Below are 17,596 nucleotides of genomic sequence, written 5' to 3' on the forward strand. Positions count from 1 at the left end.
AACAATCGCGCAAGAGCGACGCCATCGTCACGGCGGTGACCGATCTGTGCAAGGGGCTGGAGATGTGCGCCACGGCGGAGGGGGTGGAAACCGAAAGCCAGTTCGAGGCGCTGCGCCGGCGCGGCTGCCAGGAGGCGCAAGGCTATTTGTTCAGCCGTCCCTGCGAGGCCGGGGAGATTCCGGCGCTGATCGCGCATCTCGGCATATACGTCGCCCTGCCGGAGGCGGCGGAATAGATGATTCCGTGGCTATCCGTTTAACGCGGATACCCACATGCAAAGGGGGCCGCACGCTCGACGCAACGGCGGAGATCGGCGGAAAGCGAGGCCGAAATGACCGGCGGCGCGCCTTTGTTTGACTGGGAGGAGGCCCCCCAGTCCGCCTCGCGTCGCAACTGCATTGGAGAGGAATATGGCCGACACCCTGAAGCGATCCGCCGGCCGGAACTTGGCTAAGCTGGCGACAAAGCCAGCGGCGGCCGATATCATCGAATGCTTCCCGTTGCCGATCGCCGTGCTCGATCACACCGGGGAAGCCGTGTTGCTCAACAAGCTCTTCAATCAGAAGTATCGGCAGGAAATCCTGCATTCGCAGTCGGTGCGAGAGACCCTTCATGAGTCCGGCGCAGGTTGGAAGACGCTCAATATTCCTCATGGAGTTAACGACGCTGTGGCCTGCCGGGCCCAAACCGTCGATCTGCCCGCGGGATCGATGTTGATCTTCGACGATACGGCCGACGAAAAAGCGCTTCGCGAGCTCGATCAACTCGAAACGCAGGTCTCGGCGCTTCGGCGTTTATGCTCCACAGACGTATTAACCGGCGCCTGGAACCGACGCCATTTTGAGGAGGTCGTCGTCGCCGAGCTCGAACGAGGCGTCCGTCACCGACAGCCTGTGTCCCTTGTTCTCTTTGACATCGACCACTTCAAGCGCATCAACGACACATACGGCCATCAGGCCGGAGACCTGGTGCTTCGCGAGCTCGTTTCCGTCGTACGGGCGACCATCCGTTCGATAGATATGCTGTTCCGCTGGGGCGGCGAAGAATTCGTCGTGATCGCGGCGTCAACGGGGTATCGCGGAAGCGCCGCGCTCGCGGAAAAGATCAGGGAAGCGGTCGAGACTCATCTTTTCCAGGGCGTTGGTTCGGTGACAGTCAGTCTCGGAGTCGCGGAGCGCCTCGCGCCCGAGTCGGCGGAGACGTGGTTTCGTCGACTCGACGACGCGCTGTATCTGGCAAAAAACAATGGCCGCAATAGAGTATGGGTCGAGCGGCTTGGAAGTTCGGACTTATGGGCGGCGGAGAGCGGCCCGTCCGTCGTTCGTCTGGTTTGGCAGGAGGCATACGAGTGCGGCGAGCCGACCATCGACGCGCAGCACCTAGAACTCTTCGCGTTGGCCAACGCCGCCTTGGACGCTTCCTTCAAGACGGCGGAGCCGCGCGGGCCATTCGAAGCGGCTATCGACAAACTGCTGGCCCATATCGTGAAGCATTTCGCCGATGAAGAGGCCATCCTCGACGCGCGCGGCTACAGCGATTTGGCTCGGCATAAGGCGGCTCACGCCAGCCTGCTCGCCCAGGCCGACAAATTGCGAGCCGCCGTCGCCGCAGACCGGACCTCGACCGGAGAACTCGTCCAGTTCCTTGCGGACAAGGTCATAGCGCGGCACCTGTTCGCCGCGGACAGGAAGTTCTTTCCTCTGTTTGCAAATCAGTCCGCCCAAGGGTCGAAATGAGATTGATCGCGATCGAGCGCCGGCGTCGGCGGCGCCCTCGGAGCGGCTCGGCGCCCGCATCGCCATGGACGATTTCGGCGCCGGTTATTCCTCGCTCAGCTCGCTGCAGAGTTTTCCGTTCGACAAGGTGAAGATCGACCGCTCGTTCACCCGGGGGCTGGAGCAATCGCGCAAGAGCGACGCCATCGTCACGGCGGTGACCGATCTGTGCAAGGGGCTGGAGATGTGCGCCACGGCGGAGGGGGTGGAAACCGAAAGCCAGTTCGAGGCGCTGCGCCGGCGCGGCTGCCAGGAGGCGCAAGGCTATCTGTTCAGCCGCCCCTGCGAGGCCGGGGAGATTCCGGCGCTGATCGCGCATCTCGGCATATACGTCGCCCTGCCGGAGGCGGCGGAATAAATGATTCCGTGGCTATCCGTTTAACGCGGATACCCACATGCAAAGGGGGCCGCCCGCTCGATGCAACGGCGGAGATCGGCGGATTCCGGACCACCGCGAGCAGCGCCGGCAAGGGCAATGACATTCCTCCCTTGGGCATCGCACGTCGGCTCTTCGTGGACTATCGCTCTGTGAGAGAATCTAAAATAGCAGGCAGTTCATTTAGAAATGTGGAACGGGCTCGCAGGCCCGCCGGGTCTGTTTCTTCCTTTTCATCTTGGATCAAGCGCGCGAAGACCACGGTCTGGGAACCCTTTGTCGCCCATCCGACGAACCATCCATAGGTGTGCGCTTGATCACGCAAGCCATCCGGCGCGACGGGAGAACCCGTGCCTGTTTTTCCGTGAATATCCCATCCGTTCGGCAGCATTGTTATCTGCGTAATTCGGCTCGTCATGTCGAATGCATGAGAGGTGACAGGCAATCGTCGATTGACGACCTTCTCCAAGAAGACCAATTGTTCCAAGGGGGAAATTTTTAAAGACGAACTGAGCCACGCCCGAGTCAAGCCATCATGCTTTCCCGGATTTCCAGAAATGTCTTCGTTGCCGTAGCTAAAATCTCTAATGTATTTCTGAAAACGATCTTCCCCAAGAAATTGGGTCACCTGCTGAGAAAACCAGACCACTGAATATTTTATCCAGTTCGATGGGTCAGTCGTCTGGCGCCAAGCGGGCATCCAATCAGCGTACCCTTCATGGAATGATAAAGCAGGAAAATGCTCGTCTTTCAGGAACTGCGCATCGAAGCCCATCAGGCTTATTGCGATTTTGAAAGTCGACGCAGGCGTGACTCGCTCGCTGCATTCGCCTTGCTGCTCGACGATTCGTCCAGTCTCGGCATCGGCGATAGCCGTGCAAACTGTTCGAGCTTGGCTTGTTGAAGCGGCTAATCCCGCCACCAAAACGCTTAACGCCATGTATCGCAAATTTATCAAATCTTGCCTCGTCTGAAGCGCCATCGGTCGGCACAGGCAGTTATAGGTCTTCCGACGCCGATTTTCCACGCAAGACAGTTCCCATTACGCAGCAAATGGAAACATTCTGCTTGATGCCGTTGGGGCATGGTGGGGGCGTTCGAGACGGCCGCGGGCCTGCTCGGGACTGACGCCTTCGAGCCGATTGCGGCCGATCAGACGGTCTCGATCTCGCTCGCCGCCAAGTCCATATGTCGTGGGCGCCTGCGTGATCGGATGGCCGGATTATTCGGCCTTGCCGCCGCTGAGCAACGTTTTGCGCTTGCTGAGCTGCGCGCCGGCGTGGTCCATGAAGGCGCGCACGCGCGCGGCGTGGCGCAGATCCGGGTGGGTGAGCAGCCAGAGGTCGGCGCCGCGTCCGTTCATCGGTTCGTCCAGGCAGACGATGTCCGGGTGCTGGTCGCCGACGAAGCGCGGCAGGAAGCCGATTCCCAAACCCTCGCCGATGCAGCGGGCGAGGCCGACCACGGTGTTGACGCGCATGGCGATGCGGTTGCGCGGGATGCTTTTCTCGATCCAGTCCAAAACCTCGACGCCGCCGAAATGTTCGTTGAAGCCGATATAGGCATGGCCGTCGTCGTTGGCGTCGAGGTCGGGCTTGTGCAACGAGCGGGCGATATAGCGGCCCCAGACCGAGGCGCCGATGCGCCGGCCGACCAGGGTTTCCGGCGGCGCATAGGTGGAGCGCACGGCGATGTCGGCGTCGCGGCGCGACAGGTTGAGCGGCTGGTTCATCACGAGCACGTCGAGCTGGATGTCCGGATAGGCCTTGCGGAAACTGGTGAGGACGGGGGCGAGCAGATAGCTGAACAAAGCGTCGTTGGTGGTGACGCGCAGCAGGCCTGAGGGCTTTTCGTCGCGGCCGGCGATGCGGCGCTCGAAATCGGTGACGTCGCGGCCCATGCGCTCGGCCAGCGCGATCATTTCCTGCCCGGCGGCGGTGGCGGCATAGCCGTTGCGCGACCGCTCGAACAATTTGGCGCCGATCGCCGTCTCCAGCGCGCCGAGGCGGCGGAACACGGTCGAATGGTTGAGGTTCAAGGCCGAAGCCGCCCCCACCAGCGAGCCGGATTCGGCGATGCCCCGCACCAGCCGGAAATCATCCCAGGAAATCTGATTCATGACCGCAACGTTAAGGAATTCTGGGCGGTTTTCAAGGGCGCGGCGCGGCGGCGCGGGTCAGGCGGTCGTTGATCGCCTCGCCCAAGCCCAAGGCGGGAATGGGCGCGACCGCGATCGCGGCGGCGCCGCTGGCGTCGAGCGCGCGCAAGGCGCTGAAGAGATTGGCCGCCGCTTCAGCAAGATCGCGCGACGGCGAGAGATCGAGGACGTTGTCGCCGCCGGCAAACCGGCCGCCGAAATCGAGCCCGGCCTCGCCCGGCGCCAAGGTCAGCGCATTGAGGCGGACGGCCGCCGCCGGCGCGTAATGCGAAGCGAGCAGTCCGGGCGCCACGGGCGATTCGCTTTTTGGCGCCTCCGCGAGCGCGCAGCCCAGCGCGGCGTCGATGGCTTCACGCGCGAGTCCCCCCGGCCGCAGCAGGCGCGGCGTGTCGTCGAGCAGGGCGACGATGGTGGATTCGACGCCGACCGCGCAGGCGCCGCCGTCCAGAACGGCGTCGATGCGCCCATCGAGATCGGCCAGGACGTGTTCCGCCGTCGCCGGGCTGACATGGCCGGAGCGATTGGCCGAGGGCGCCGCGATGGGGCGGCCGCTCGCGGCGATCAGGTCGAGCGCGACTTTTTGCGCGGGCATGCGCAGGCCGAGGCTTTGCAGGCCGGCGCGGGCGAGAGCGCAGACGCTGGCGGTCTCGTTGAGCGGAACCACCAGGGTCAGCGGCCCCGGCCAGAATTTTTCCGCCAGCATTTCGGCCCGCGGTGAAAAAACGCCCTCGCGCCGCGCCTGTTCGACGCTGGCGACATGGGCGATCAGCGGATTGAAGCGCGGGCGGCCCTTGGCCTCGTAAATGCCGGCGACGGCGCGGGGATTGGCGGCGTCGGCGCCGAGGCCGTAAACCGTCTCGGTCGGAAAGGCGACCAGCCCGCCGTTGCGCAAAATTTCGGCGGCTTGCGCCTCGCCCGACGCGTCGGCGGCCAGCCGCCGCGTCGCGCGCGCTTGTTGTGTCATGGCGAATCCCAAGGCAAATTCATTGACGGATCGGCAGGATTGGTTCATGTATGAACTAAATCCCGGCGACAAGAACGAACGCGCAAATTACATTCGGCCGGGCTGCTGGCAAGCAGGGGAGGGGATATGGAGATTGAAACATCTGTCGCCGACGGGGTGCTGGAACTCACCCTCAACCGGCCGGCGAAGAAGAATGCGCTGACCGAGGCCATGTATCAGGCCCTGATCGACGGCCTTTTGCGCGCCGAAACCGATGAGGCCATCGGCGCCGTGCTGATCCGGGGCGAAGGCGGGGTGTTTTCCGCTGGCAACGACATCGGCGATTTCATCGCCGCCGTGCGGAAGGGTCACGGGCTGGCGGCTGCCGATTTCGTTCGCAGGCTCGCGGGTTTTTCAAAACCGCTGGTGGCGGCGGTGGACGGGCTGGCGGTCGGGGTGGGCTGTACGCTGCTGCTGCATTGCGATCTGATCTATGCCTCGCCCGAGGCGCGCTTTTCCCTGCCCTTTGTCGATCTCGGCCTGCCGCCGGAGGCCGGCTCCTCGCTGCTGCTGCCGCGCCGCGTCGGCAGGGCGCGCGCCAGCGCCTGGCTGCTGCTCGCCGAACCGTTCGACGCCCAAGAGGCGAAAGAGGCGGGACTGGTCAATGCGGTGATCGCCGCCGACGAACTGCTGGGCGTCGCGCGCGAAAAGGCGCGCAAACTGGCGGCGAAACCCCGCGCGGCGTTGCTGGAAGCGCGCCGGTTGCTGCGCGGCGACGCGGCGGAAATCGCCGCGCATATGGAAGAAGAGTTCCGCGCCTTCATGACCGCGCTGCATTCGCCGCACACGCAAGCCGTCTTCGCCGCCTTTCTCGCCAAGAGCAAACAGGAGTCCCCATGACGTCGCTTGCGGGCAAGACCCTTTTCATCACCGGCGCCTCGCGCGGCATCGGCCTCGCCATCGCGCTGCGCGCCGCGCGCGACGGCGCCAATGTCGCGATTGCGGCGAAAACCACCGAGCCGCACCCCAAGCTGCCGGGGACCATTTACACGGCCGCTGAAGAAATCGAGGCGGCGGGCGGCAAGGCGCTGCCTCTTGTCGTGGACGTGCGCGACGAGGGGCAGGTCGCGGCCGCCCTGGCGCAAACGGCGGAAAAATTTGGCGGGCTCGATATTGTCGTCAACAACGCCTCGGCGATTGCCTTGGGCGACAGCCAGGCCATCGACATGAAGCGGTTCGATCTGATGCACCAGATCAACTCGCGCGGCTCCTACATGACCGCCAAGCTCGCCGTTCCCTATCTGCTCAAGGCCGAAAACCCGCATATCCTGATGCTGTCGCCGCCGCTCGACATGAAGGAGAAATGGTTCGCCGCCCACACCGCCTATTCCATGGCGAAATTCGGCATGAGCCTCGCCGTGCTCGGCCTCGCCGGCGAGTTGCGCGCCAAGGGCGTCGCCGTCAACGCGCTGTGGCCGCGCACCACCATCGCCACGGCCGCCGTCAACAACCTGCTCGGCGGCGCGCAACTGATGCGCGCCTCGCGCAAGCCGGAGATCATGGCCGACGCGGCGCATGCGATTTTTGTGTCGCCGAGTCGCGAGACGACCGGCCGGTTCTTCATCGACGATGTGGTGCTGGCGGAGCATGGCGTGACGGAGTTCGATGTTTATCGGGCGGACCCGACCTCGCCGCTGGCGCCGGATTTTTTCGTGCCGGAGGACACGCCGATTCCGGCGGGGGTGAGTTTGAAGCCCTTGGGGTGACGCGACTCCTTCTCCCCTTGCGGGAGAAGGTGGCCCCGACGGGGTCGGATGAGGGGGCGGCCCCGCCGATGAAAGCCCGTTTTTTAGCAAGACCCCTCATTCGTCTCGGCGGCTATCGCCGCCGATCCACCTTCTCCCGCGAGGGGAGAAGGCAAGCAAACGCCCAGCGCTGAAGATCACGGCAAGGAGCCAGACCGCAAAAGTTTGACGCCTCCGCCCCGCCGCTTTAACAGAGGGCGACACGCGCAGCACAGAGTCGGGGCCATGGCCGTTTATACCGATGTTACGGACGAGGCCCTTTACGCCTTTCTCACGACTTACGATCTCGGCCGGGCGCGATCCTTCAAGGGCATAGCCGAGGGGGTGGAGAACACAAACTACCTGCTCCACTGCGAATCCGGCTATTTCATCCTCACCCTCTACGAAAAGCGGGTCAATCCCACCGAACTGCCGTTCTTCATCGGGCTGATGGAGCATCTGGCGGCGCAGGGCCTTTCCTGCCCGCTGCCGGTCAAACGGCGCGATGGCGGCGCCCTGGGCGAACTCGCGGGACGGCCGGCGGCGCTGGTGACCTTTCTCGACGGCGTGTCCGCACGCAAGCCGGAGGTGCATCATTGCCTGGAGACCGGCCGCGCGCTGGCCCGCCTCCATCTGGCCGGCCAGGGCTTTGGCCTGCGCCGCGAAAACGCGCTGGCGCAGCCCCACTGGCGCCCGCTGTTCGAGACCTCGCGCGCCGGCGCCGATACGGTGACGCCGGGCCTGGCCGGGGAAATCGCCAGAGAACTCGACACGCTGGAGAAAAGCTGGCCCAAAAACCTGCCGCGCGGCATCATCCACGCCGACCTCTTTCCCGACAATGTGTTCTTCATCGGCAAGACCCTGTCCGGGCTGATCGATTTCTATTTCGCCTGCGAGGATTTCTTCGCTTACGATCTGGCGATCTGCCTCAACGCCTGGTGTTTCGAGCCGGACGGGGCCTTCAACGCCACCAAGGGGCGGGCGATGTTGCAAGGGTACGAAAGCCTGCGTCCCCTGGAAGCCGAGGAGCGCGCGGCCCTGCCGATTCTGTCGCGCGGCGCCGCCATGCGCTTCCTGCTGACGCGGCTCTACGATTGGCTGAACGTGCCGCCGGGCGCCCTGGTCAAGCCCAAGAACCCGCTGGATTACCTCGCCCGGCTGCGCTTCCATCAGGCGATTTCCGCGCCGTCCGAATATGTGTGGCGCCCGTGACCAAGCGCGTGGCGATCTGGACCGACGGCGCCTGTTCCGGCAATCCCGGACCCGGCGGTTGGGGCGCGATTCTCACCTTCAACGGCGTGGAAAAGGAATTTTGCGGCGGCGAGACGCTCACCACCAACAATCGCATGGAACTGCTCGCGGCCATTTCCGCGCTCGAAGCCCTCAGCCGGCCCTGCGCGGTCGATGTCCACACCGATTCGCAATATGTGCGGCAGGGCGTGACCGGCTGGGTCCACAACTGGAAGCGCAACGGCTGGCGCACGGCCGACAAGAAGCCGGTGAAGAACGACGATCTCTGGAAAAGGCTCGACGAGGCCGCCAACCGCCACGAGGTCGAATGGCATTGGGTGAAGGGCCACGCCGGTGATCCGATGAACGAGCGCGCCGACGCCCTCGCGCGGGCGGGCATGGCGCCGTTCCAGAACAAGCGCTAGCGCATATTCCCGAAAAGTGTGCGCGGTTTTCGGAAAAGAATATGCGCAAAACCAAAGATTTAGAGCAAGTTCGGTGAACGGGAGTTCACCGAACTTGCTCTAAAAAAAAGGCCGCCCGGTGAGGGGCGGCCCGAAATCGGCGGTTCAGATTCAGCGACGGGCTTGCCTGCCGTCGCGCGGGCGGCCTTCGCTCGCGGCGCGCGGCGGACGCGCCTTTTCACCGTCGCGACGCGGCGCCGGCCTCTGGCCGGTCGGTGCGGCGCGATTGGGCGGACGGCCGGACCGGGGGGCCGGCTTTTTCACCACGGGCGCATCGTCGGGCGTGTGCGGCGACAGCCGCATGTCGGTGGAGGGAATCGTCTGCTTGGTCAGCTTTTCGATGGCCCGCAACAGATCGCGCTCTTCATGGTCGCAGAGCGAAATCGCCGCGCCGTCCGCGCCCGCGCGCGCCGTGCGGCCGATGCGGTGGACATAGGCTTCGGGGACTTCCGGCAGTTCGAAATTCACCACATGGCTGACGGCGTCAACGTCAATGCCGCGCGCGGCAATGTCGGTGGCGACCAGCACGGCGACGCGGCCGGCCTTGAACCCGTCGAGCGCGCGCGTGCGCTGGCCCTGGCTCTTGTTGCCGTGGATCGCCTCCGCGGTCAGCCCGGCGTCAATTAAAGCCGAAGCGACGCGGTCGGCGCCGCGCTTGGTGCGGGTGAAGACGATGGAGCGGCTGAAATCGGGATTTTGCAGCAGATCGACCAAAATCTCGCGCTTGCGCTTGGCTTCGCACAGGATCACGCGCTGGGAGACGAGGTCGGCGGTTTTCGCCACCGGCGTCACCGAGACCTTTGACGGCTGGTGCAGCATTTCCCCCGCCAGCGTGGCGATTTCCGACGGCATGGTGGCGGAGAAGAACAGGGTCTGGCGCCGCTTCGGCAGTTTCGAGAAGATCTTTCTGATCGGAACGAGGAAGCCGAGGTCGAGCATGTGGTCGGCCTCGTCCAGCACCACGGCGCTGGTGCCTTCAAGCCGCAGATTGCCCTGCTGCATATGGTCGAGCAGGCGGCCGGGGGTCGCCACGAGCACATCGAGGCCGCGGGTGAGGGCGGCGACCTGCGGGCCGAAGCCGACGCCGCCGAAGACCGTGGCGATGCGCAGACCGGCGAAACGGCCGTAGGCCTTAAAACTCTCGCCGATCTGGGCCGCGAGTTCGCGGGTCGGCGCCAGCACCAGAATGCGCGTTTGCTTGGGACGGGGATGTTCGGGATATTGCAGCAGCCGCGTGATCAGCGGCGCGGCGAAGGCGCAAGTCTTGCCGGTGCCGGTCTGGGCGATGCCGAGCAGGTCATGGCCGGCGAGCAAGGGAGGGATGGCTTGCGCTTGAATGGGCGTGGGCGTCTCGTAGCCTTCGGTCGTGAGAGCGCGCAAAACGCTTTCGGCCAGGCCGAGATCGGAAAATTTGGTCAAGTGGTTGCTTTCGTGAGGGTCACGCTCGCCAGTTTGTTCGCGGCGGGCGTTACAGGCCGCTCGTGCGAACTGCGAGGTGAGCTATCGATGTCTTGGAGATCATGAACTTGGAGATCATGAACTTGGTGATCATGAACGCGGCGGAGTCGCCTGCCTTACGGCCAAAACTCGATGGACAAGGAGATAGGCGACAATGATGTCGAAAGCAAGGCTGATTTTGCTTGGCCGTTGCGGGAGCGCGCCGCCGCAATCGATCGGCCTCGCCTCCGAAAAGCCAAAATTGTGAACTTCTTGCCTGCCAATGCCGGATTGAGCTAGATTGCGCGCAAGCTCCCGTCTCGGGACAAACGCGCCCGGTTCGGGACAAGACGGAAAACTTATGGTCAGTCTGAAACACGCCTTCGTGCGGCGCACCGCTCTTCTCGCAGCAATCGGTTTTGCCGCGCTGCTGGCGTCCGCACCCGCCCGCGCGCAGAGTTGCAACGAGGACATCGCCGCCTTCGGCCAGAAGCGCAACGCCGCCATTCAAAAACTCAACGCCATTTCCAAGGCGCATGGCGGCAAGCTCGACCCGGTCGAGGCCTGCCCGGCGCTGCGAAACTTGAGTGCGGTCGAGGGGCAGATGGGCGCCTATCTCACCAAGAACAAGGAATGGTGCAACATTCCCGAGGACTTCCTCAACAATTTCAAGACCGGCACGGCGAAAACCGGCGGCATGGCCAGCCAGGCCTGCGCCCTCGCGGCCAAGGTCAAGCAGATGCAGCAAAACGGCGGGCTCGGCGCCGCCGCCGCGCCGCCGCCGGTGAAACTGCCGGCCGGGCCGTTGTAATCCGATGAGCAGCGCGGCCCTCCTTCCCGATTCCAGCGCACAGGGTTTTTGGGGGCGCCTGCCGGCGTCGTGGATGCCCTATGTGCAACTGGCGCGACTCGACCGCCCGGTGGGCTGGCAATTGTTGCTCGCGCCCTGCCTGTCGGCGACCTGTCTCGCCGCCATCAACCATGCGGAAAAGCCGCATTTCGGCCTGCTGGTCCTGTTCGCCATCGGCTCCATCGCCATGCGCGGCGCCGGCTCGACCCTGAACGATTTCATCGATCGCGACATCGACGCCAAGGTGGAGCGCACACGGGGGCGCCCTCTGGCGTCGGGACAGGTCACGCCGCGCGCCGTGCTGATCTTCCTGATGGCGCAATGCCTGATCGGGCTTTGCGTCCTGCTCTCGCTTAATCCTTATTCGATCGTGCTGGGGTTTGTGTCGCTGCTGCCGGTGGCGGTCTATCCGTTCATGAAGCGGATCACCTCCTGGCCGCAGGCGGTGCTCGGCCTCGCCTTTTCCTGGGGCGCGCTGATCGGCTGGTCGGCGGTCTCCGGCGAACTCGCCGCGCCGGCCTTCTGGCTCTACGGTTCGTGCATTCTCTGGACCATCGGCTATGACACGATCTACGCCATCATGGACCGCAAGTACGATGTCGAGGCCGGGGTGAAGTCCACCGCCCTGCTGTTCGGCGAGCATGTGGTCGCCGGGGTCGCCTTGCTCTATTTCGGCGCGGTCCTGCTGGCCGAAATCGCGCTGCTCTCCGCTGGCGCGGGGGTGGTGGGGCAACTCGGGCTGGTCGCCTTCGGCGCGCATCTCGCGCGACAGGTGCGCCGGCTCCATGGCGACGAAGAGGCACAGGCGTTACAGCTGTTTCGCTCCAACGCGCTTGCGGGGTTCCTGCTGTTCGGCGGTCTCCTCGCGGAGAATGTGCTGTTTTACTTCGTGTAGGACGCGGACCCCGCGCTTATTCGTAGCAGATGATCTCGCGCTCATCGCGGTGAACCACATGCGGCCGGCTTTTTGCCGACTTGCGCGAGGCGGACATGCGCGAGCGCCGGAATTTTAGCGGCCAGCCGCGCTTGCGCGGCTGCGCGGCGCCGAGCACCAGTTCGCCCAGCCGTCCGTCGAGCGCCACCCAGCTTGTGTCCGCGCCCTGCGCCAGCCGCGGCAGCCGGAAGAATTTCGCCCAGCCGCGCCATTCCGGCACGAGCGCTTCCGGGTTGAGGCTTTCCGCCAGCGTCACCCGCAAGTCGGGGTCGGCGTGGTCCAGCGCGACGCGGTAGAACGGGCCCTGCGCGCCCTCGATCACCGAAAGCGTGACGCCGCGATAGCAGCGCACCGGAAGGGCGAGTCTCATGCGAATGCCGGAGAGGCTGCGGTCGATGCCGATCGTATCGGCGCAAAGGGTGATCCGGCGCTGGCCGCCGTCGGCGCGGGGATCGTCGGCGACGATGTTGGCGAGGGGGGAGGCGGTAAACGACATGGCGACACTCCGCTGACAAATCCTGTCTTTCCTCACCATCGCGCCCCCGCCGCCTCCGTCGGCCTAAAAACTTCCCACAAATTTTATTCAATTCCCGCTGCCGCGCGGCAAGGGGAACAACACCCCAAGATAGTGCTGAAAATTGTCGGCATCTCCGCAGCAAAGCCGAAAACTCTTGCGCGGATCGCCGCGCGCCTTTACATCGGAAAAGCCTTCAACAACGATCCCGCGACTTAGCTCAAGACTTTGGCCCAAACCTTGGCCCAGACTTTCGATCCCGCCGCCCTGGCGCCTCGCGTCGAAGAGATTCTTCGCGAAGCGGGACGCATGGCCCTCGGCTATTTCCGGCCCGGCCGGACGGCGGCCGCCGAAGTGACGCACAAGCATTGCGGCAGCCCGGTGACCGAAGCCGATCTGCGCATTGACGCCTTCCTGCGCGACAGCCTGCCGCCGCTCGCCCCGGATTTCGGCTGGCTGTCGGAGGAAACCGCCGACAGCCCCGAACGGCTCGATCACGATTGCGTCTTCATCGTCGATCCCATCGACGGCACGCGCGGCTTCATCGCCGGCGACCCCTGCTTCGCCATCTGCGTCGCCGTCGTGAGTTCTGGCCGCCCCACGCTGGGGCTGGTCCACGCGCCGGCGCTCGACCAGACTTTTGTCGCGCTGCGCGGCGGGGGCGCGACCTGCAATGGCGCGAAAATCGCGGTTTCCGCGAGAAAACAGCTTGTCGGCGCGCGGCTGGCGGCGCCCGATGCGCTGGCCGCCGATCTGCGGCGCTCCGGCCTCGCCTTTGAAGAAAGGCCGCGCCTGCCCTCGCTGGCCATGCGCCTGCTGCGCGTGGCCGAAGGCGCGTTGGATGGCGCCCTCGCCAACCGCAACGCCTGCGACTGGGACATAGCGGCGGCCGAAATCATTTTGCGGGAAGCCGGCGGCGTCCTCACCGATTTCCTGGGACAGGCGCCGCTCTACAATCGCGCTGACCCGAAACATCCGGCGCTGGCCGCCGCCCCCCCGGGTCTCCAGACCGAGCTGATCGCGGCGGCGCAAAAGGGAAAACGTCCGGCCTGAACACTCCGCGAAACCAAGGGAACGCCCATGTCTCACGAAGTCGAACCCAAGCAGTTGCTGCATCTGGTCTTCGGCGGCGAGTTGAAGGATCTCGCCACCACGGAATTCAAGGATCTCGAAAAAGTCGATCTCGTCGGCATGTTCCCGGATTTCGCCAGCGCAAAGGCCGCCTGGAGAGCCAAGGCGCAATCGACGGTGGACAATGCGCATATGCGCTATTTCATCGTCCACCTGCATCGCGTGCTCGACCCGTCGGACTGAGCGCGGAGTCCCGGCAAGGCTGGCGCCGCGCCCGCCCGCTTTTCGCCACAACTGGCGTATAGCAAGCGCTCTCACTCGCCTTTCGCACGGGCTTGCGCTAAAACTCGACCTTGCGTTCGGGCGTCGCTTCGAAAAAATGGCGCGCGAGAACAAAGATATCATGGACGGCGCGCGACGAAGAGCGCAGGGTGGGAGCAAGGGGTTGAAACGGACGCGATGAAGACGCAAATGTTTCTGCCCGTCTATCGCGCCGCCACCCAATCGCTCGCGCCGTTCAGCGGCCTGTTCCTGCGTCGCCGGGCGCAACGCGGCAAGGAAGATCTCGCGCGGCTGGACGAACGGCGGGGACGGCCGGGCCTCATGCGTCCGGCCGGACGGCTGGCTTGGCTGCATGGCGCCAGCGTCGGCGAGGGCCTCGCCCTGCTGCCGCTGGTCGACCGGCTGATCGCCAAGGGCTTTCATGTGCTGGTGACCACGGGGACCGTCACCTCCGCGCGCATTCTCGACCAGCGCCTGCCGTCGGGCGCCTTCCATCAATATGCGCCGCTCGACGCCCCCCGCTTCATCGAAAGATTTTTGGACCATTGGCGGCCCGATCTGTTCCTGCTGGCGGAATCCGAAATCTGGCCGAACATGATCTGCGCTGTCCACGCCCGCGCGATCCCCATCGCCTCGGTCAATGCGCGGCTGTCGGCGCGCTCGTTTCGGCGCTGGCGGCTGGCCCCCGGCTTCATTTCGGCGCTGCTGAGCCGCATTGACATCTGCCTCGCCCAGAGCGAGGACGACGCCGCCCGCCTGCTCCAGCTCGGCGCCCCGCGCGTCCATGCCGCCGGCAATCTCAAATATGACGTCGAGGCGCCGCCGGCCGACCCGGCGCGGCTCCGGGCCCTGTACGCAGCCATCGGGCCGCGCCCGGTCTGGATCGCCGCCTCGACCCATTCGGGCGAGGAGGCGCTGGCGCTGCTGGCGCACAAGCATCTCGCCCGCCAATTCCCCAATCTGCTCACGGTGCTCGCGCCCCGCCATGACGCGCGCGGCGACGAAATCACCCTTTTGGCGCGCGAAACCGGGCTTGAGGCCGCGCAGAGGTCACGCGGGGAGCCGCCGAATAGCGCCACGCAGGTCTATGTCGCCGACACCATGGGCGAACTCGGTCTGTTCTATCGGCTGTCCAACGCGATCTTCGTCGGCAAGTCGCTGATGGGGCGGGGCGGCCAGAACCCGATCGAACCGGCCAAACTCGGCTCGGCCATTCTTCACGGCCCCCATGTCGGCAATTTCGTCGATGTTTACGCCGCCCTGGACCTGGCGGGCGGCGCCTTCGTCGTCAACGACGCCGACGAACTGGCGCGCCGGCTGGCCGTCCTGTTCGGCGATCCCGGCGCGCTGCGCCGGGCGGCGGATGCGTCGCGGGACTCGGTCGCCGCCATGAGCGGCGCCTCGGATCGGGTGATGCGCGCGATCGAACCTTACTTCGCTGCGATGATCGTATCCGGGCAGTAATTATTTTGTTCGCCGCATTCCTTTGCCGCCCGCGCGGGTTTAAGCTCAAAGACTTCTGTTTGGTGGGGGAGCGATGCGCGCGCCGGATTTCTGGTGGTCCGCCAATCCCGGTCCTTTTCAACGCCTGATCCGCGCCGTGCTGGCGCCGATCGCGGCGGTGTACGGCCGCGTCGCCGTGCGCCGGATGAACCGCGGCGGCGCGCGGGTCAACGCGCCGGTGATCTGCATCGGCAATTTCGTCGCCGGCGGCGCCGGCAAGACGCCCACGGCGCTGGCCGTGGCCAAATGGCTGAAACGCGCCGGCGAAACCCCCGCCTTCCTGACGCGCGGCTATGGCGGCGCGATGTCGGCCGACGGCGGCGCGCATCTGGTCGACCGCCGCCGCCACGACGCGGCGCAAACCGGCGACGAACCCCTGCTACTCGCCCAGGTCGCTTCAACCGTGGTGGCGCGCGACCGCCCGAGCGGCGCGCTGCTGGCGCTGGCCGGCGGCGCCACCATGATCGTGATGGACGACGGCTTGCAGAACCCCAGCCTCGCCCGCGACTTCACCCTGGCCGTGATCGACGGCGCCGTCGGCTTCGGCAATGGCCGCCTGATCCCCGCCGGCCCGCTGCGCGCGCCGCTCGCCCTGCAACTGGAGCGCACCGACGCCGGCCTGGTGATCGGGGAGGGCGAGGCCGGCGACGCCGCCGAGAAAATTTTGCGCGAGGCGGGAAAGCCGGTTTTTCACGGCCGGCTGGCGCCCGACGCCCATGCGGCGCTGCATGTTCTCGGCGCGAAAGTGGTGGCCTTCGCGGGGATCGGCCGTCCCGGCAAATTCTTCGCCTCGCTGGAAGGCTGCGGGGCGCGCATCGTCTCGCGCCACGCCTTTCCCGACCATCACCCCTATCGCGCGGCGGAAATCGTCGCCTTGCAACGGCGCGCGGCGGCGCAGGACGCCCTGCTTCTGACCACCGAAAAGGACATGGTGAAGATCGCGCCGTTCCTGCCAGGCCTGTGGCAGGATCTGCCGCTGCCCGAGTCCTTGCCGGTGGCGCTGGTGGTCGAGGAGGCCGACGCCTTGCGCAAACTGTTGCTCGACGCTCTCTCGCGCGCGCGGCGGGAGCAACTGGGCGATCGCCCCGCCTGCGCCTGACGAAAATCGGGCTTGCGCGCGCCGCGCTCGCTCTTAATCTGTTGCCGTCAAGCGGACGGCAAAGCGGATAACAACAACAATGTACGAGGATATCGCCAAGGCGCTCGAACTCAGGCTCGCCGAGCTTTCGGGCCACGTCACCGACATCGACCAGGAATTGCGCAGCGCGTTGCCCGCCGACTGGGAGGAGCAGGCCACCCAGTTGGAAGGCCAGGACGCGCTGGGAGGCATCGAGAAGCAGAAGTTGCGAGAAATCCAGCAGATCCGCGCCGCCTTGCAGCGCATCGCCGATGGCCGTTACGGCGTTTGCGCCAAATGCGGCGGCGACATCGACCCCAAGCGATTAAAAGCCCTGCCGACCGCCATTCTCTGCTTGTCCTGCGCGGGTTGAGTTTTGATTTGGCTCAGAAACCCGGAGCGGTTCTGCGAGAAACGGGCAGCGATCAAATCATTTTATTTTTGAAATTCGCGGATGTTCATTATGGGCGCTGGCGCCATTTCGTTAATTCTCACCTTGGTCAGCGGCTTATGCTGGACGATTGTCTACATCGAAGGCATCAGACTCGGATTTCGCGAGAAAACATACGCCATGCCGCTTTGGGCCTTGGCGCTTAATTTTTTCTGGGAAATTTTCAACAGCATCCTCGGGTATGCAGAGGTCGGCTTCGACGCCCAGGTGGTCATTAATATCGTCTGGGCGATCTGCGATGTCTTCCTGGTCGTCACATTCTTCCGTTATGGCTATCGCTACGCCAAGAAATATTTGTCGTTCAAATCTTTCATTTTCGGCAGTCTGCTGGTCTTTGCCGTGGCCGCCGTGGTGGAATATGCCTTCATCATGGAATTCGGACTGGCCCATGGCCGGGCCTATGCCGCCTTCCTGCAAAATCTGCTGATGTCCGTCCTGTTCATAAAAATGTTCATCGACCGCCGGGGCGATGAAGGCCAAAGTCTCATCATCGCCGTGGGCAAGTGGATCGGGACCCTGGCGCCGACGATCCTGTTCGGCTTGATCGGCGGCGGCGGCCTGCCGGGGCCGAATACATTCCTTTTGATCGTGGGATTGCTGTGTTCGCTGTTCGATATCGTCTATATTCTTCTGGCCGCCGGGAAGCTTGAGATTTTCGCGCGCTCGCAGTGACTCTGCGCGCCTTGTGAATGAACTTTTCATCGAC

20 protein-coding genes are annotated in these 17,596 nt (G+C 64.8%); 15 read left to right on the top strand and 5 right to left on the bottom strand.

Features of this window, described 5'->3' with window-relative positions; all coding sequences use genetic code 11:
- The 3 genes from CCR94_RS11985 to CCR94_RS11995 form a co-directional block, all read left to right on the top strand.
- A partial coding sequence (locus tag CCR94_RS11985; RefSeq protein ID WP_146089977.1) for an EAL domain-containing protein occupies window positions 1-236 on the top strand: 236 nt, incomplete at its 5' end.
- Window positions 237-411: 175 nt separating this feature from the next.
- A complete protein-coding gene (locus CCR94_RS11990; RefSeq protein WP_104508089.1) occupies window positions 412-1,737 on the top strand; it encodes a diguanylate cyclase in 1,326 nt (441 codons plus the stop codon).
- A complete protein-coding gene (locus CCR94_RS11995; RefSeq protein WP_104508090.1) occupies window positions 1,706-2,134 on the top strand; it encodes an EAL domain-containing protein in 429 nt (142 codons plus the stop codon). The genes CCR94_RS11990 and CCR94_RS11995 overlap by 32 nt, the downstream gene beginning before the upstream one ends.
- A gap of 160 nt (window positions 2,135-2,294) precedes the next feature.
- Here the strand turns inward: CCR94_RS11995 and blaOXA are convergent, their stop codons facing one another.
- From blaOXA to CCR94_RS12010, 3 genes are all read right to left on the bottom strand, one after another.
- On the bottom strand, window positions 2,295-3,134 hold the full coding sequence (gene blaOXA, locus CCR94_RS12000; RefSeq protein ID WP_184421315.1) for a class D beta-lactamase: 840 nt from the start codon (window positions 3,132-3,134) through the stop codon (window positions 2,295-2,297).
- Between the two features lie 240 nt (window positions 3,135-3,374).
- A complete protein-coding gene (locus CCR94_RS12005) occupies window positions 3,375-4,271 on the bottom strand; it encodes a LysR family transcriptional regulator (protein ID WP_104508091.1) in 897 nt (298 codons plus the stop codon).
- A 31-nt stretch (window positions 4,272-4,302) separates the two neighbouring features.
- Window positions 4,303-5,274 (bottom strand): L-threonylcarbamoyladenylate synthase, encoded by a 972-nt coding sequence (locus tag CCR94_RS12010; RefSeq protein ID WP_104508118.1) that lies wholly within the window; start codon window positions 5,272-5,274, stop codon window positions 4,303-4,305.
- Window positions 5,275-5,400: 126 nt separating this feature from the next.
- On the opposite strand from CCR94_RS12010, the gene CCR94_RS12015 reads away from it, so the two are divergent.
- The 4 genes from CCR94_RS12015 to rnhA all read left to right on the top strand — a co-directional run bounded on the left by CCR94_RS12015 (window position 5,401) and on the right by rnhA (window position 8,692).
- Complete coding sequence (locus tag CCR94_RS12015) at window positions 5,401-6,153, top strand: enoyl-CoA hydratase (RefSeq protein ID WP_104508092.1); 753 nt, start codon at window positions 5,401-5,403, stop codon at window positions 6,151-6,153.
- On the top strand, window positions 6,150-7,019 hold the full coding sequence (locus CCR94_RS12020) for an SDR family oxidoreductase (protein ID WP_104508093.1): 870 nt from the start codon (window positions 6,150-6,152) through the stop codon (window positions 7,017-7,019). Before CCR94_RS12015 ends, CCR94_RS12020 begins: the two co-directional genes overlap by 4 nt.
- Window positions 7,020-7,283: 264 nt before the next feature.
- Window positions 7,284-8,249, top strand: a complete 966-nt coding sequence (gene thrB / locus CCR94_RS12025) for a homoserine kinase (RefSeq protein WP_104508094.1) — start codon at window positions 7,284-7,286, stop codon at window positions 8,247-8,249.
- Entirely contained in the window at window positions 8,246-8,692 is a 447-nt protein-coding gene (rnhA, locus tag CCR94_RS12030) for a ribonuclease HI (protein ID WP_104508119.1), read from the top strand. Before thrB ends, rnhA begins: the two co-directional genes overlap by 4 nt.
- A gap of 150 nt (window positions 8,693-8,842) precedes the next feature.
- Here rnhA and CCR94_RS12035 read toward each other — a convergent pair whose 3' ends face one another.
- A complete protein-coding gene (locus CCR94_RS12035) occupies window positions 8,843-10,150 on the bottom strand; it encodes a DEAD/DEAH box helicase (protein WP_104508095.1) in 1,308 nt (435 codons plus the stop codon).
- A gap of 379 nt (window positions 10,151-10,529) precedes the next feature.
- Here CCR94_RS12035 and CCR94_RS12040 point away from each other — a divergent pair, with 379 nt between their 5' ends.
- Window positions 10,530-10,979: a hypothetical protein gene (locus CCR94_RS12040; RefSeq protein WP_244594040.1), complete on the top strand. Its 450-nt coding sequence runs from the start codon at window positions 10,530-10,532 to the stop codon at window positions 10,977-10,979.
- A gap of 4 nt (window positions 10,980-10,983) precedes the next feature.
- A complete protein-coding gene (gene ubiA / locus CCR94_RS12045; protein ID WP_104508096.1) occupies window positions 10,984-11,913 on the top strand; it encodes a 4-hydroxybenzoate octaprenyltransferase in 930 nt (309 codons plus the stop codon).
- 16 nt (window positions 11,914-11,929) lie between these two features.
- Here the strand turns inward: ubiA and CCR94_RS12050 are convergent, their stop codons facing one another.
- Entirely contained in the window at window positions 11,930-12,448 is a 519-nt protein-coding gene (locus tag CCR94_RS12050; protein ID WP_104508097.1) for a DUF6101 family protein, read from the bottom strand.
- Between the two features lie 258 nt (window positions 12,449-12,706).
- On the opposite strand from CCR94_RS12050, the gene CCR94_RS12055 reads away from it, so the two are divergent.
- From CCR94_RS12055 to CCR94_RS12080, 6 genes are all read left to right on the top strand, one after another.
- Window positions 12,707-13,519, top strand: coding sequence for a 3'(2'),5'-bisphosphate nucleotidase CysQ (locus CCR94_RS12055; protein WP_244594041.1), 813 nt, complete (start codon window positions 12,707-12,709; stop codon window positions 13,517-13,519).
- A gap of 27 nt (window positions 13,520-13,546) precedes the next feature.
- Window positions 13,547-13,780, top strand: coding sequence for a DUF4170 domain-containing protein (locus CCR94_RS12060; protein WP_104508098.1), 234 nt, complete (start codon window positions 13,547-13,549; stop codon window positions 13,778-13,780).
- Window positions 13,781-14,008: 228 nt separating this feature from the next.
- Window positions 14,009-15,283, top strand: coding sequence for a 3-deoxy-D-manno-octulosonic acid transferase (locus CCR94_RS12065; RefSeq protein WP_244594042.1), 1,275 nt, complete (start codon window positions 14,009-14,011; stop codon window positions 15,281-15,283).
- A 73-nt stretch (window positions 15,284-15,356) separates the two neighbouring features.
- Window positions 15,357-16,421 (top strand): tetraacyldisaccharide 4'-kinase, encoded by a 1,065-nt coding sequence (gene lpxK, locus CCR94_RS12070; RefSeq protein WP_104508100.1) that lies wholly within the window; start codon window positions 15,357-15,359, stop codon window positions 16,419-16,421.
- 79 nt (window positions 16,422-16,500) lie between these two features.
- Entirely contained in the window at window positions 16,501-16,812 is a 312-nt protein-coding gene (locus tag CCR94_RS12075) for a TraR/DksA family transcriptional regulator (protein WP_104508101.1), read from the top strand.
- A 90-nt stretch (window positions 16,813-16,902) separates the two neighbouring features.
- Complete coding sequence (locus CCR94_RS12080) at window positions 16,903-17,562, top strand: transmembrane-type terpene cyclase (RefSeq protein WP_206605828.1); 660 nt, start codon at window positions 16,903-16,905, stop codon at window positions 17,560-17,562.
- Window positions 17,563-17,596: the final 34 nt, after the last annotated feature.

The organism is Rhodoblastus sphagnicola (genome assembly GCF_002937075.1).
Classification (GTDB): domain Bacteria; phylum Pseudomonadota; class Alphaproteobacteria; order Rhizobiales; family Beijerinckiaceae; genus Rhodoblastus; species Rhodoblastus sphagnicola.